The 14,232-nt window shown below is 63.5% G+C and carries 10 protein-coding genes; 8 read left to right on the top strand and 2 right to left on the bottom strand.

Translation table 11 applies throughout. The features are described from left to right. Nucleotides 1–185: 185 nt before the first annotated feature. The 5 genes from ACJH5R_RS22815 (at nt 186) to ACJH5R_RS22795 (ending at nt 9,804) form a co-directional block, all read left to right on the top strand. Complete coding sequence (locus ACJH5R_RS22815; protein WP_406783017.1) at nt 186–1,370, top strand: Fic family protein; 1,185 nt, start codon at nt 186–188, stop codon at nt 1,368–1,370. Between the two features lie 476 nt (nt 1,371–1,846). Further along, entirely contained in the window at nt 1,847–2,335 is a 489-nt protein-coding gene (locus ACJH5R_RS22810) for a winged helix DNA-binding protein (RefSeq protein WP_406783016.1), read from the top strand. Nucleotides 2,336–4,077: 1,742 nt separating this feature from the next. Beyond that, nucleotides 4,078–4,587 (top strand): MarR family winged helix-turn-helix transcriptional regulator, encoded by a 510-nt coding sequence (locus tag ACJH5R_RS22805; RefSeq protein ID WP_406783015.1) that lies wholly within the window; start codon nt 4,078–4,080, stop codon nt 4,585–4,587. A gap of 579 nt (nt 4,588–5,166) precedes the next feature. Continuing rightward, entirely contained in the window at nt 5,167–6,297 is a 1,131-nt protein-coding gene (gjpA, locus tag ACJH5R_RS22800; protein ID WP_406783014.1) for an outer membrane porin GjpA, read from the top strand. A 72-nt stretch (nt 6,298–6,369) separates the two neighbouring features. Next, nucleotides 6,370–9,804 (top strand): PGRS repeat-containing protein, encoded by a 3,435-nt coding sequence (locus tag ACJH5R_RS22795; protein ID WP_406783013.1) that lies wholly within the window; start codon nt 6,370–6,372, stop codon nt 9,802–9,804. Nucleotides 9,805–10,381: 577 nt separating this feature from the next. On the opposite strand, the gene ACJH5R_RS22790 is transcribed toward ACJH5R_RS22795, so the two are convergent. Next, on the bottom strand, nt 10,382–10,873 hold the full coding sequence (locus ACJH5R_RS22790) for a MarR family winged helix-turn-helix transcriptional regulator (RefSeq protein ID WP_406783012.1): 492 nt from the start codon (nt 10,871–10,873) through the stop codon (nt 10,382–10,384). A gap of 716 nt (nt 10,874–11,589) precedes the next feature. On the opposite strand from ACJH5R_RS22790, the gene ACJH5R_RS22785 reads away from it, so the two are divergent. From ACJH5R_RS22785 to ACJH5R_RS22775, 3 genes are all read left to right on the top strand, one after another. After that, the gene (locus ACJH5R_RS22785; RefSeq protein WP_406783011.1) at nt 11,590–11,862 is read left to right on the top strand and encodes a hypothetical protein; all 273 of its coding nucleotides are present in this window, start codon (nt 11,590–11,592) and stop codon (nt 11,860–11,862) included. Between the two features lie 384 nt (nt 11,863–12,246). Then, entirely contained in the window at nt 12,247–13,173 is a 927-nt protein-coding gene (locus ACJH5R_RS22780; protein ID WP_406783010.1) for an Hsp20/alpha crystallin family protein, read from the top strand. Nucleotides 13,174–13,175: 2 nt separating this feature from the next. Beyond that, complete coding sequence (locus ACJH5R_RS22775) at nt 13,176–13,820, top strand: hypothetical protein (RefSeq protein WP_406783009.1); 645 nt, start codon at nt 13,176–13,178, stop codon at nt 13,818–13,820. Nucleotides 13,821–13,860: 40 nt separating this feature from the next. Here ACJH5R_RS22775 and ACJH5R_RS22770 read toward each other — a convergent pair. Beyond that, the coding region (locus ACJH5R_RS22770; RefSeq protein WP_406783008.1) for a TetR family transcriptional regulator at nt 13,861–14,232 on the bottom strand (372 nt) is incomplete at its 5' end.

Genomic DNA, 14,232 nt, shown 5'->3' with positions numbered 1-14,232 from the left:
CCATCTATCACTCCAGTGCCTTGACGGTCATGGGGGTGGAGCCGCCGCCGGCGTTGCGGGCGATGATCTGAGGTCGGGGCCCGGTACGTCGATGAGATGCCCACGGAGTGTTCTATAGCTAAGTTTTGACATATAAAACTATAGTAATGATGGAGTTGATGTCTGTTATGTGAGAAGGGTTCGCTATGGCGTGGCCTGCGCATGAAGCCGAGCAGCGTAACTGGGCGCCTCGTACGCGACGGGGTAACCGTGACGATCGCATGCTCCAGCAGATCGAAGTGGCACTGCCTCCAACGATTGGCAACCTGAGCTATGACCCCGTGGGCACGGTGGCGCGTGCGCATGAGGCCGCCCTGGTTGCCGTCGCTCGCCTCGAAGCCGGATTCGGCCAGCACGTCGCACCTTTAGCCGACTTCTTGTTGCGCAGTGAGTCCGTGGCGTCGTCCAAGATCGAGCACATCGACGCTGGATGGCGCGCATTCGGTAAGGCCTTCGCAGGTGGAAGCGCCAGCGCCGAGGCAGAATCCCAGCTGGCTGCCGTTCGGGCGTTGATGCAACTTGTTGAGGCGGCCGACGCCGGTCCTCTCACTCTTGAAACGGTCCTCGACGCCCATCGACTACTGATGGCACCTGACCCCCACGCCGACAGCCCCGGGCGGCTGCGCAACGTTCAGAGCTGGATCGGTGGCAGTGACTTCACGCCCATCGGGGCGCTCTACATACCGCCACCACCTGATTTGGTGCCTTCTCTTGTTGAAGACCTGCTGGTATTCGCCAACCGCACCGACCTACCGATCGTCGCGCAGGCTGCTATCGCACATGCGCAGTTCGAATCGATTCACCCGTTTACCGACGGCAACGGTCGCATCGGGCGTGCCCTGATCAGTGCCATCCTCCGCAGGCGGGGGCTTACCCAACGAATCACCGTGCCGCTGGCATCGGTCATGCTGGCCAATACTGATGACTATTTCGCGCGCCTCACCAACTACCGGCGCGGTGACGCCGATCAATTCGTCGGCTACCTCGCTGACGCTGCCGTACATGCCAGCAACGCCGCGGCAGAATCGGCAGTCCACCTCGCCGAGCTGCCCGACCAATGGCGGTCAGTTGCCCGCCCGAGGTCCGGCTCCGCAGACGAGACCCTACTTGAGAGGCTCTTGGACGTTCCGATCTTCAATGCCGATACCGCCCAACGGATTACGGGAACAACAGACGCCAGCACATATCGCGCCCTCGGCCGTCTGACGGAGCTCGGCATCCTCGAAATTTTGTCAACGGGAGCGCGCAACCGAGTATGGGCTGCCGCCGACGTGTTGACCGAGCTTGATGCGCTCAGTGATGCGATCGGCCGGCGAGTCCGCGCCGGATAGTGGCTCGGATCGACTATTCCTGTGTTGATCGTGACTCAACGGGACCGAGCCGCGAGGGTCTCGCACGCCCCTCAGTGCATGGCGAGGCTGGGCTTTGAGATCGTCGGCGCTGCGCATACTCAAACGTGGAATGCCTAGGGACGAACTCCATGGTGGTCGACATTTCGAGCGGTGCCAATCCTCAACTGAGAAGCAGATCGGCGAAAACGCGGACCGCAACCTACGCGCAGCCGCCGAAGGCGTGTTGCGCAACGAACCCCCACCACATCACCGGACTTCGTCAGATTTTCGATCTGAACCAACTAGTTCGCTGTGGAAATATTCCGTTGCGAGCCAGTGCATCTCGCTGACCAGCGTATTCGGTCAGCACGGGCCTCTATCGAATGTCATTCTCGCCGAGCCGAACCCGTGTCAATCGTTGCGAATTGTGGGAGTTCAGCGATACAGGCGCGGCAATCTCACTAGCGTCCCGCGCCGTGGACCAGACACACGGCTTCCAGCTCCTACACGCCCTGCCCGGGCTCGACGGGATCGAGCAGCAATCGTGGCAACACTTTCTGAGCTGCTCGCTCAACATGATCGCCACACTTAACGGATCCCTGAAGGGCACACACGACGTCACCATTCGTGACGTGCAACTGCTGGAATTGCTCAACAGGCCCAACCGCCGAACACATCGGCTCCGCGCCCTGGCCCGGGCACTGCGGGTGTCAGAGGGGCAGTTGGCCAACCAGGTCCGCCGGTTGGAAGAGCTGGGCTGGATCACTCGCAGTCCGGACCGGCGCGACCGGCGCGGGATGCTGCCCCGGCTCACCAGTGACGGCCACATACGTCTGTCCGCAGTGCTGGAAACCTACGCGCAGGGAGTCCGCGCGCACTATCTCGACCACCTTCAGCACGAGCAGATGGTCGTCCTGGTCGACAGCTGCCGGCGGATCAACGGCCCGCTCAAAGCCCAGATGTGAAATACGCCGCTCAGCGGCATGCCCGCGGGTGAGGCGTCACCGGTGTCGGGTGCTGGGGGAAGCACATGTTCTTGAGCCCGGCGATCTATTTCGGCGTCTGCACGGTGCCACACACACGCGCTGCGACAGGTTTTGAATACATGTGCCGAAGGCAGTCAAGATGACGTCGATTGATGCCTCCCGCCATGAGGCGGCACACCAGGTTTCGATGTAGCTGCGGCCTGGTCGCTACGACCAGCTGGATCTGGCGTGGAGTGGGATATCTGCAGTGCACCGGCCGGCCTGGACACGATCGGCGAGCTTTGCGGTGACCGCTGCGTCGGGGTGTGCCGGCGGCATGACATCGGGAGCAGCGGCAACGTCGATAGCCTGCTATCTACCACCTTTTACCTCGTCGTCTGTGTGCGGATCGAGGCGGTCAGCTACGTAAACCTGCTGGTAAGGCACACCTAAAAAGGCACTCGCGAGAAGGTTCTTTTCTGAAGCAGATAGTTCACACTGGAAGGGTTCTGGCATGAAATCAACAGATAAATTGCCTGTGCAGACACTGTTAGGCGCGTTGTGTGGGCGGCATCTGCTCGACGGATTTCCGGATTGTGGCTTAACTTGCGAGCTGTCTTGCCGGCGAGCCGTCCAGTGCGTCACCTATGTTTCCCCCGCCGCGGACGTGATGGGGCCGAGTCTCCGCCGAACATGCATTTCTGGGGCCCCGACAATGTCTAGCGCCGGTGCCGGCAGAAGTTCGTCGACGAGTTGGGAGAGTGATCCGTCAGGATGAACACCAAACACCTTGTGGCACATAAGGTCAGACTCTTCCGCATGGCGGTGCTGTGGTCAGCTTACTAGGGCCAATCGCGGGCGGGCGCACGGGTGACCGAGGTGCTGCGGTTGACGCAGAGCCGGGTCGCAAGGCAGGTCAAACGCTCGAGAACGCGAGGACTGCGCGCCTGTCTCTTTACCGGTGGGGTGTGACAGTGCGTATTGCGTCTGCCGGGCGTACGCAAGGCCACCGGCATTGGCGACCCATGCGCAGGAAATTTTGCGCGCATACCTCGATTTATCGCGCAACGAGGTTCTGGCCTTAGTGGGACACCTGCGAGACATCAATACACCGCTGACGGCGAAGTGTTGAGCTAACGAGTTCACAACACGCCGGGGCTGTCAGTTCAAACCCAGTCGGCGGGCGTCGCCCTCGTCGCCGTTATGGAGCGTGAGTACCAGAATCGGCCGGCGTTGGGCGGTGAAACTCGGCCCGAGTGGCACGTGCGGCAAATTTGCTGGGATCGCGCAGTGTCGCGGGGGTGCATGATGGGCCGCGGTGTTTCGGTTACCGACTGCGTGTCGCCTCCGCTGGGTTTGCCAAGACGGTTCGGGCGGCCCCGATTCGGCCTCGCTGGGAGCGGCTTGACACACGTTACAATAACAACGTTATACAGCAAACCATAGATCTGACTCTTTACTACGTCTGACCACTGTGTAATACTCGTCCGAACAGCGGCCAGCTATCTGGCCGTCGCGCGAGAACATGTTACGAAAAGCTACTCGCGAGTAGCTTTTGCCGTGAACTAGGTACTTCACTCTGAAAATTTCCTGATACGGGATCGAGAAGTCTATGACCAGCGCAACGTCGTCGACTCGAAGATTGCGGATCGCCGGCGTCGGGCGGCGGGTTCGCGGTGACAACTGAATTTGCCAGCGTTTCCTCTCGTGTGGGACAACCATGTTGGATACCGTCGCCCGCCGTGGAGGAGACGAGTGCTGAGCCGCCGACGAATCGCTTACCGGGACTCGATGACTTGGAGCAGGAATGTTGGCAAGAGTTCTTGAACGCATCGGCGCGACTGGTCGACATGCTGAGCCGGCGGCTAATTGCCGAGCACAAGCTCACGCTGTTCGACTTCCTGCTGCTCGACATGCTCAACAGGGCGCCGGGCGGGTGGGTGCGGATGGGGGATTTGGCACAGGAGTTGATGGTCAATCCCAGTCGGATCAGCCAACAGGTTCGGCGGCTGGAGTCGCAGGGGCTGGTGGGTCGCGCCCGCAGCACGAAGGACTTGCGAGGTGTGGTTGCCGTCATCACTCGCCAGGGGCGGGAGAAGGTCAAGCCCGCCGCGCGGGCCTACGCCCAGGACGTTCGTAGGTACTACCTCGATCAGATGTCGCGCAGGCAGATGATCGCGATGAGTGACGGGTGCCGTCGCATCAGTCAGGGGGCGAAGGCCGCCGAGCCGCCGGGGTTTGAGCCGCTCTGAGTCAGTTCACCCTTTCCCGGTTCGCTTAGTTAAATATTAGTTAAATACGACGTCCGGTTTGGCCTTCGTGCCTAATCCGCTGTTGCGCTGAGCCGCTGGTTGGGGCCGATTTCTGGCGAATTAGGGCGCTTCCTGACCGCGCTTGGGGTTGACGGCACGGCGTTTTGCCGTATGGAGGCAGCCGTGGCGCCGTCGCATGTCCGATAGCCCTTAAGTGATCGGACGACGTGATGAGTGATGTCCTGGGCGATAACTGCAGGCTGCCTAGCTGTTCCGACGTCTGTTCGGGCCCATAGACGCAGTTATGAACGTGTTCTAATTAGTTTCTGTATTATTTCCAGTTTCAATCTTGTAGATCGTAAATATCGGTTGCTGAGACTGTGCAAAACGCAGGCTAGTCAGCCGTTTTGTCACGTTAGCAGATTGCCGGACATTGCCGGTTGTGAACGGATGATTCCTCGGCGTCAGAAACCTGTAGGAACCTGAGTGCTTCTGAGGTAATTTCTCATTTCGACCCAAGTGAAGGGTCGTTCGAACTTCGTAACCGTTGAACTGAAGGCGAGCTCTGAGGAGATGGCAATGCCGTTAACACTTCGTCCCTACGCCACCGCAGGTGTCGCGATCGTGGGCGCTGGCCTCGTCGCGGTCACGCCGGTGGCTGCCCCGCTGCCCGCACCAGAGACTCCGCGCGAAGTGTCGCTCACGGCTGGTTGGCTGTCTGACCTCATTCAGCCGTGGCAGGACATGATCAACACCACCTCGGCCAACGCCAGCATCCTGCTCGACAACTACTTCATAGCTCCGGGCTTGGCTCTGCAGCAGTTCATGGTCAACCAGGCCGACTTCGCGCAGCAGCTGCTCGACGACCCGACGAGCTTGCCCGCGGTGACCGCGCAGCTGCAACAGAACCTCGCGGCGGTGTTGACCGGCTACTCACTAAGCGACCCGAGCACCAATGTCCTGAATTCGGTGATCAACCACACGCTCAGCCCGGCAAACGGCCTGGACTACACCGGCCACTACGGCATCTTCGGCCTGCTTCCTACGTATATGCCGCCCGACCAAGCTGACTTGGTCAACCCGATTCTCAATTTCCTATCGTCTCCGCTGAGCGGAATCATCATCGGATCGCTGGGCCCCGCCATCAGCCCCTGGGTCGCGCTGATGAACAGCATCACCGACGGCGACGGCTTCAACGAAATCCTGGTCAACATGGTCGGTGCCTACTTCAACGGTGCGACTCTCGATCTCGGGTTCCTGCTGCCATTGATCAATGACTCGGGCTACTTGCCCGGAGGCATGGGCCTCGCGCACTTGGACTTTGCCTTCGGCGGATTGCTCACCCCCGGAAACGTGGCCATCGGACCTTACGGAGTAGACGGCACCGACATACCCGCTGTCGGCGGCTCCATCTTCAACAGTGTCGGCCTGACCATGACCGGTGTGCCATTTGTCGGGCAATTCCCCATTGAAAGCTTTGCGGTCGGTCCGATCGGGGCGTGGATGGGGTGGGAGCAGACGCTTGCCTCGCTGCTGGGCTGGACGACGGTTGGTGGGGGTTGGGATGGCAAAGGCCCCATCGATGTCGGCCCGCCCGGTGTCGAGCTGGACTTGCCCACGATCCCGGATGACCTCCTCGATGACGGTGGGGCAAGCGCCTTAGCTGCGGACGCCTCGAGCTGGTTGGAGGACCTTCTCGGCGCGTTCTGATCGACAAGCCAAAACCCACTGAATATTTCAACCAGCTTCAGCAGAAATGCTTCACAGGAGAGGTGTTCGCAAATGAGTCGTCGTCACACCACCCGCCGGCAGGGCAAGGTCGGGATAGGCCGCAAGCAGGCGATCGGTGCCGCGAGCGCAGTCGGTGCGTTCTTGGCGTTCGGCATAACTCCGCTGGCGGCCACGCCATCGGCGCAGGCCGACGAATTCGACTGGATGGCAGATCTTTTCGACCCAACGGTGTGGTTCGGTGCTGCCGAACCGAGTGATGGACTGGCCGGGCTGGACCTCGCGTCCTGGCTCGACACGTCGACGTGGGGTCTGTCAGCGTTCGATGCCCCGGGGGCGGCCGCGGCTGCGGGCGACTTCTGGACCGGGTTCATCGACCAGTGGATTTACACTCCATTGCACTTTGGGATGGAAGCCTGGATCACCAACCCATTCGGCGAGCTGGTCAACGGCTGGATCAACGACGCGTCCGGGCTGTATCTGATCGGCAACGGTGTTGACGGGACGGCCGACTCGCCGGATGGCGGTGACGGCGGACTGTGGTTCGGTGACGGCGGCGACGGCTGGAACAGTGACGTGGCCGGTCTTAGCGGCGGCGATGGCGGTGACGCGGTCGGATGGTTCGGCAACGGCGGCGATGGTGGCGACGGTGGTGCCGGCGCCGCCGGTGGTGCAGGCGGTATCGGTGCTTCCTTCATGGGTAACGGTGGCGACGGCGGTAGCGGCGGCGGCGCCGTCGGCTTCGGCGCTTCCGGCGGTGCCGGTGGCGTTGGTGGTGACGCGGTCGCCTGGTTCTTCGGCACTGGCGGTTCGGGTGGTTCCGGCGGTGCTGGCACCGACGGGGCGGCCGGCACCTTTGCCAATAGCGGTACCGGCCTCGGCCAGTCGGGTGGTTTCGGTGGCGCCGGTGGGGCCGGCGGCAGAAGCGGGTTCACGTTCGGCAACGGAGGCAACGGTGGCGACGGCGGTGCCTCCGGTAATGGCGGCGCGGGCGCTGACGGCACCTCGGACCATGTGGATGGAGGCAACGGGGCCGCGACCGGCTGGGGTGGTTCCGGTGGTGCCGCCGGCGAGAAGTTCTACGGCTCCTACGGGCAGGCCGGACAGAGCGGTAACGGCGGTAACGGCGGCGCCGGCGGTGCTGGCGGGAATGGGTACCAAGATGCCAATGGCGACTTCCTTGGTAAGGGCGGTAACGGCGGCACCGGCAGCGCCGGCGGGGGAGGCAACATCGGTGGTACCGGCGGCGACGGCGGAGTCGGCGGCAACGGGCTCGCCGGCGGCAATGGCGCCTCAGGCGGCACCGGCGGAGCCTCCTCGGGCGACAACCCCGGGGGCGCCGGCGGTGATGGTGGTCACGGCGGCGACGCTAGTGCCGGCAAGGCTGGTAACGGCGGTAACGGCGGCGCCGGTGGCGCTAGCCTCACCGGCGGCACCGCAGTGGCCGGGGCCGGCGGAAAGGGCGGTGATGGCGGTAACGGCGCGATCACCGACAACACCGTCCAAACCACCGGTGGTAATGGTGGAACCGGCGGTCAGGGCGGGGGAGGAGGCATCGGCGGTGCGGCGGGCGATGGCGGCGACGGCGGTGTCGGTACCTATTCGGGGGGTAATGGCGGCACCGGTGGCGGTGGTGGCGGCAGCAACAGCACCGCGGCCAGTACTAACGGTGGCGCCGGCGGCACGGGTGGCAGCAGCACCGGTTGGAACGATGGGAACGGCACCACCTGGAGCAAGGGCGGCAATGGCGGCAACGGCGGGGCCGGCGCCGCAGGTTTCACTTACGGTGGAGCCGCTGGTGACGGTGGCGCTGGCGGGGCCGGCGGCGCCGGTGCTACCGGCCCTGGCGTTGTCAGCGTAGGCGGAAACGGTGGTAACGGCGGTATCGGCGGAAGCGATGTCGGCAGCAACGGGGCTCCTGGCGGGCCTGCGGGCAACGGCGGGGCCGGCGGTGCCGGCGGCGACGGCACGGCCTCCGGTGGTAACGGCGGCAACGGCGGTAATGGCGGGCGGGGCAACGTCTCAAGCGGTAACGGTGGCGCCGGTGGTCTCGGTGGGGACAGCGGCGGCGTCGCCACCCCGGTCGGGAATCCCCTTGGCGCCGGGGACAGTCAGGCGGGTAACGGTGGTAACGGCGGCAGCGGTGGCGCTGGCCTGGGCGGCAATCCTGGCAACGGCGGTGTCGGTGGCGCCGGTGGTAACGGCATCAACGGGATTGGCGGCGGTAACGGCGGAAATGGCGGTGTCGGCGGGGTTGGAACCGCCGGTACCACCGGTAGTGACGGCTACTACTTCGAGGCAGCCGGCGGTAACGGTACCGACGGTGCAGCCGGTGGGGTTGGCGGCCAAGGCGGCGCCGGCGGAACATCAGACACCGGCAGTGGCGGCGCAGGCGGAAACGGCGGCGTCGGCGGGGTCGGCGGTACCGGAGGCGCTGGCGGTCGCGGCGGTACCGACTCTGCGGGCAACGGCCTCGACGGCGGTAATGCCGGCAACGGCGGTTCCGGCGGCAGCGGCGGCGCCGCAGGAGCGGGCGGCGTGAGCACCAGCGGCACCAACGGCGCCGCCGGAAACGTCGGGCTCGACGGTAATGGTGGTACCGGTGGTACCGGCGGGGCCGGTGGTGCTGGCACCGCGGGTGTCGTCGGCAGCACCGCAGCGCACGCGGCTGGTGGCAACGGCACCGACGGCGGGACCGGCGGCCACGGCGGGAATGCTGGTAACGGCGGGACCTCGGGAACCGGCAACGGCGGAGCCGGCGGCAAGGGTGGCGCCGGTGGCGCTGGAGCCGCGGGCGGTGCAGGTGGTGCTGGTGGTGTTGACGCCTCAGGTAACGGGCTTGCGGGCGGTGTCGGCGGCGACGGTGGGGCCGGCGGCCACAGCGGGTCCGGTGGTACGGGCGGGGCGAGCACCAGCGGCAACAACGGCGCTGCCGGAGCCGACGGCACTGGCGGTAAGGGCGGTAACGGTGGTGTCGGCGGGGCCGGTGGTGCCGGAGCCAACGGTGCGGGTCACGTTCACGCGGCCGGCGACGACGGCGGGTCCGGTGGTGCTGGCGGTGCCGGCGGCAAGGGCGGCGCCGGCGGCGGCTCGGACTCCGGCATCGGAGGAGCTGGCGGGTCTGGCGCGGTTGGTGGTGCTGGCGGTGCTGGCGGTAGCGGAGGCGCCGGTGGTGTCGACGATGCCGGCAACGCGCTCGACGGCGGTGACGGCGGCGACGCAGGTGTTGGCGGCGGCGGTGGTGCTGGGGGAGTCGGTGGGACCGGTGGCACCCAAGGCGCCGGTGGCGCCGGTGGCAGCGGCGCCGACGGCGGTGACGGTGGCAACGGCGGTGCCGCAGGCACTCCGAGCGGCGGTGCCACTGCTGGGCAGCCGGGGGCCGGCGGCAGTGGCGCGACAGGTGGAGCCGGCGGCAGTGGCGGCACTGGCGCACCCGACGGCGGCCCCGGCGCGGGCGGGAACACCGGAAACGACGGCCAGCCTGGCTGAAATAGGTTCGCCACCACGGTCGTCGGGTCCGTCACGGGCCCGACGACCGCGGTCGTATCCGGGAAAGACGAGGAGATCACGTCCACGGTGACGACCAGTGCACGCACCTTGGCGGAAGCTTTTGCAGCAGCAAGCTGACCGCCACGAGAACAAGGTGGCGTTCGGCCTTTCCTACAACGGCGATGACGAAGGCCGCAGCGAGGCGGCCTATCGCGAGTTGGATCTCAAGGCGCCGATTGTGTCGATCTCGCGGTGTCAGGGTGTGGCACGCGAGAGAGCATTGGTGTTACGTCGGCCGGGCCTGGACTCTATCGTCGGGTGCTTCGGCTGCCTCTACGGAGGGGCGCTATTGCCATTCTGGTACACGAGCAACGCGTGCCGCGTGAGGCGGAATTTCGCGGGATTGTCGACGCGATCTACGCCGCGACCACCAAACGCTATGGACTTCAGTCGAACTCGGTGTCTCTCATGCAGCCGACTAGACGTTCGCGCTCCTACCTCCGGAGGCATGACCCAGGGCGGCGCGTGCCGGCAACGGATTCTCGATCGTAGTTTGCAGACGGTGGCCGAATCTCGACTACTGAGCGGAGTCCTGGAATGCGGCGCCGATCTGTCGGCAGCTCTCGCCCATCGCTGCGATCTGCGGGCGTGACAGGTGCCCGAGGAACTCGGATCGAACCGCCTGAGCATAAGTAACGTTAACTTGCTGCAACACCTTTCGGCCCTCGTCAGTGTTGGTGGCTACCACTACACGTCTGTCACCCGGGCGTGGCGTCCGAACCACCAGCCCCCGGCCTTCAAGCCGACTGATGTGTCGTGTTATGCCGCTGGGTGGTGACAGCAACGCCTCGGCGAGATCACCCATCCGGGTTCCCTCGGTAGGTGAATCACAAAGGATGGTCAGAATTTTGACCTCAGCCAGCGTCAACTGGTGTGCGTCCATTAGCTTCCGATTCAATGCTTCGAACACGACCAGGGTGGTCGTGAAGAAGTTCTGCCACGACCTCTGCTCGGCGATGTCTATGCCCGGCATGGCGCTGGCGGTTCGCCCGATGTTCAGCCTCCGCATCAGACAATCCTATGTGACGGTTCGTGATTCGGCATCGATATTGCCCAAATGAATCAAAATCCAAGCCCCAGCTGAGGAGTTATCCGTACAGCCCGCAAAGGTGAGCAGTGCAACTATTTTTCGCGTCAATTCCTACCTGCGGTAGGGGGCGATCGCGGCATCGAGGAATTCGTCGAGATGCATTCGGCAGCAGTGAATTCACTTGGCTGGGTGCCGGTGTAACGGAGTGCGGCAGCTAAGCCGGCCGCAGGTGGTGTGCCATCACATCCAACTAACTCGATGGGTAGCGCTGGGGTCTGCTGGGGCGGAATCGTGCAGGGTTCATTCTGGGCCACAATGAGAGTCGAGTTCCACGATCGCCGCGTGTGGGCGCCAAAGCCGCCGCTGACTCTCGCCACCGGTGGCTGGATCGAGCGGCTGTACAGCCGACACCGACGCCACTGAGCGATCCGGATAATCTCTCCCGTCGTACACGAGAGGCGGATCACTGAAACGGTCCAAGCAAGACTCGTCTCGCGTTCTCCCGCTTGACTCTTGGGCCGGAAGTGGCGTGATGTAAGAGCGTGCAGATGGCACGTTGCAGACCTCGGGCAAATGTTCGAGTTATAAAACTACAACAACGACGTTGTTGGCCAACGCTTTGCCGGAAGAGGTCGATATAGGGCTGGCCTGCGACCAAGCCAAAGATCGTGAATGGAGGCCACGCGGGCGGCACGGTGACCGCGAAGACCGCGCTCAAGCGGATTGACGTTGCCCGACCTCCGACGCTTGGCAAGCTCAGCTACGACGTTGTGGTCGCTGTGGCACGCACACATGAGGCCGCGCTGATTGCTCTCGCCCGCCTCGGCGAACCACCTCGCATCGTTGGCGGGCTTTTGCTGCGCAGTGAGTCCGTGGCCTCCTTCAAGATCGAGGACATCGAAGCTGCCTGGCGAACGCCGCCCAGCAGATTCGCCGATCTGTTGATCGCTGCAAGGGCGGGCGCCTAGGGGCTGGATCTCTATAGTCGCAACGGTCAGGATTTCGCGGGGTTCGAGGGATTGGTGCGCGTCGTCGCCGCTTCTAATAACCCGCAAACGCAACGACGGCGGGGTGCGGCCGGCAATCTATCGGCGCCTGCGGCTCGATGACCAAAACGGCGCGAGCAACCCGTAGCCGGACTGATGACCGATTTGGAAGCGAACGCGCGGCGACCCCGCCTGGTCGAGGCTCACAACTACAAAAAATACGCTAGCAAAATAAGCCGTAGTAAACGTATACTACAGCTATCTGGTAACTCGACTGCAGGTAGCCGGACCCGTGCGGCCGTTGGCCTCACCGCCCGCCGTGTTCGCTTGGCGGCCGGGCCTCGCAATAGTGAGGGAGGTGGCGCGATGGCGGCAGAGAAGGCGCGAAGTCTCGACGCGATGTTCCGGATGAGGGTGGGTCCCTTCCGGTGGCATCGGCTGGGGTCGATGCCTGTTTCAGCTGTGCTGCGGGGCAATAAGTTGACCTTTGATATGGACGTGCCAGGCGTCAAGAAGGACGATGTCGACGTGACGGTCAACGGGAATGTTCTTGAGGTGAAGGCACACCGGCGCGTGCCAGACGCCGAACATGGCACGCGAATCCTGGACGAGAGACATTTTGGTGACTGGCATCGACAGGTGCGTCTGGTATCGGAAGGTGTCAAACTGCTGCGTTTCCGGGTCGCCGACGGCGTTCTGACGGTAACGGTTCAAGTCGACAACGCTCCGACACAGTCCGGTGAGCGGGCCGCGGAGATGCTCATCGAGGAGCCGGTGCTTGAGTCTGACGCACTATATGACTCGCTCGTCGAGTCAGCGGCTTTGCAGGTCGAACTAGCCGAACATGTGCGGCGCACAACGGAGTCCTCACGCCGGGATACTGTGTCTTTGACCACGCCCACGGGGAAGCTGAATTACACCTTGCCCCTTACCCGTGATGAGACCTACAGCTCAACGGATGCGGGCAAGATCCTCTCGCCGGAAGGACAGTCGTACCGCTCGACTGCCCAAAGTCGACGCAAGGCGAACGAGCTGCTCGGTGTGAAGGTCGCGAACAGATACCGGCACCCGAAATTCCAGTTTGACCTCGACCGTCGCAACATCATTGACGTTGTCATGCATGCGAATTCACGCTTGGAGTCTCACGCCGATCCTTGGGGAGCGCTGGACTGGTGGTACAGCGAAGATGAGGCTTTGGATGACCAGCGTCCGGTGGACATGCTCGAAAGAGGAGAACTGACCACACAACTGGTCGATTTCGCAATCGACAGCAGTCAGCAAAGTATGGAATAACGGTGGCGACCAACCGATACAACGGGCGTGCGGCGGAGTTGGAGCCCATCCCCGCCGGCACTGGTTTCTACCGGATCTTACCCGCCGATGCGACCTATGATTCCAACTCCTACAACATGAAACCGAGGCGTCTTGACGACCGTAAACAGGGCCGCTTCGAGCCGGTTGAACCAAGTCTAGGGGGCTACACCTACGTCTCTTCGACTCTTGGCGGCGCAGTCGCAGAAGGGATTCTTCGTAACCAACGAATCCCCGCTTCTGGGCTGGTGCGCCGAATATGGCTCGTCAACAAGAAGCTCGTCAAACTGCGTCTCCTCGACGACATCCAAGTCGCGGCCGTTTACGGCCCGCACACCGCAGTGCTGAACCTGGACGGAGCGTTGCTGTGCTGCAACCGGCGGGGGTATAGCCGATGCCGGAAGATCGCATCGGAAATTCTGCTGAATACGCCGAACGCGCGCGGCTTGCACTACGACTGTCGAAACGACCTGGCATTGACCTCGCTCATGCTGATCACTCGAAGCGCAGAGCCCAAGCTGGAACTCGTCGAGGAACGCGAGATCTTGCGCGACGATGAGACCCGTTCCGAAGTGCTCAAGACGCTCAACGATGTGTTCCACCTGCAATACACCGGCAAGCTGAGTTGAAGCGTCGCTGACAACCGTGATCGAACTGGCGGTGCGCTGATCAACGGTGGGTTGCGCGGATCTGTCGTGGGTGCTGATCTTTGGCCAGCGCCCGCAACTCCGCAACCACCGCACCCGCCGTCGGCGCGCTCTCGGGATCGATCAGTGACTGAATCATCAAACCCAGCACCACCGCCAGCGCGACCGATCCGCCCATCTCGGTGCGGGCGCGTTGTTGTCCTTCGGCCAGCCGTGCGCGCAGTTCGTCGTTGCGTTGGGCTTGCACGATCGCTTCCAGATGCGATGTCCACAGTGCCTTGTCGGTGGTGAAGGACTCCAGCACCGCCTGCCACCGTTCCACGGCTGTGGCCGACTGGCCATCGGGCGACATGCGGGCGTCGAGTTCGTCGAGCTCTTCGAAGAGGGCCTGCAC

The sequence above is a fragment of the Mycobacterium sp. SMC-19 genome (assembly GCF_045310815.1).
Lineage (GTDB): Bacteria > Actinomycetota > Actinomycetes > Mycobacteriales > Mycobacteriaceae > Mycobacterium.
The sequence above is the reverse complement of the archived record's forward strand: the minus strand, read 5'-3'. Positions and strand labels throughout refer to the sequence as shown.

What these genes read in the sequence shown, in the direction of transcription:
- ACJH5R_RS22815 (WP_406783017.1), top strand. Translation starts at nt 186, where the DNA reads ATGGCGTGGCCTGCGCATGAAGCCGAGCAGCGTAACTGGGCGCCTCGT.
- gjpA (WP_406783014.1), top strand. Translation starts at nt 5,167, where the DNA reads ATGCCGTTAACACTTCGTCCCTACGCCACCGCAGGTGTCGCGATCGTG.
- ACJH5R_RS22795 (WP_406783013.1), top strand. Translation starts at nt 6,370, where the DNA reads ATGAGTCGTCGTCACACCACCCGCCGGCAGGGCAAGGTCGGGATAGGC.
- ACJH5R_RS22790 (WP_406783012.1), bottom strand. Translation starts at nt 10,873, where the DNA reads ATGCGGAGGCTGAACATCGGGCGAACCGCCAGCGCCATGCCGGGCATA.
- ACJH5R_RS22780 (WP_406783010.1), top strand. Translation starts at nt 12,247, where the DNA reads ATGGCGGCAGAGAAGGCGCGAAGTCTCGACGCGATGTTCCGGATGAGG.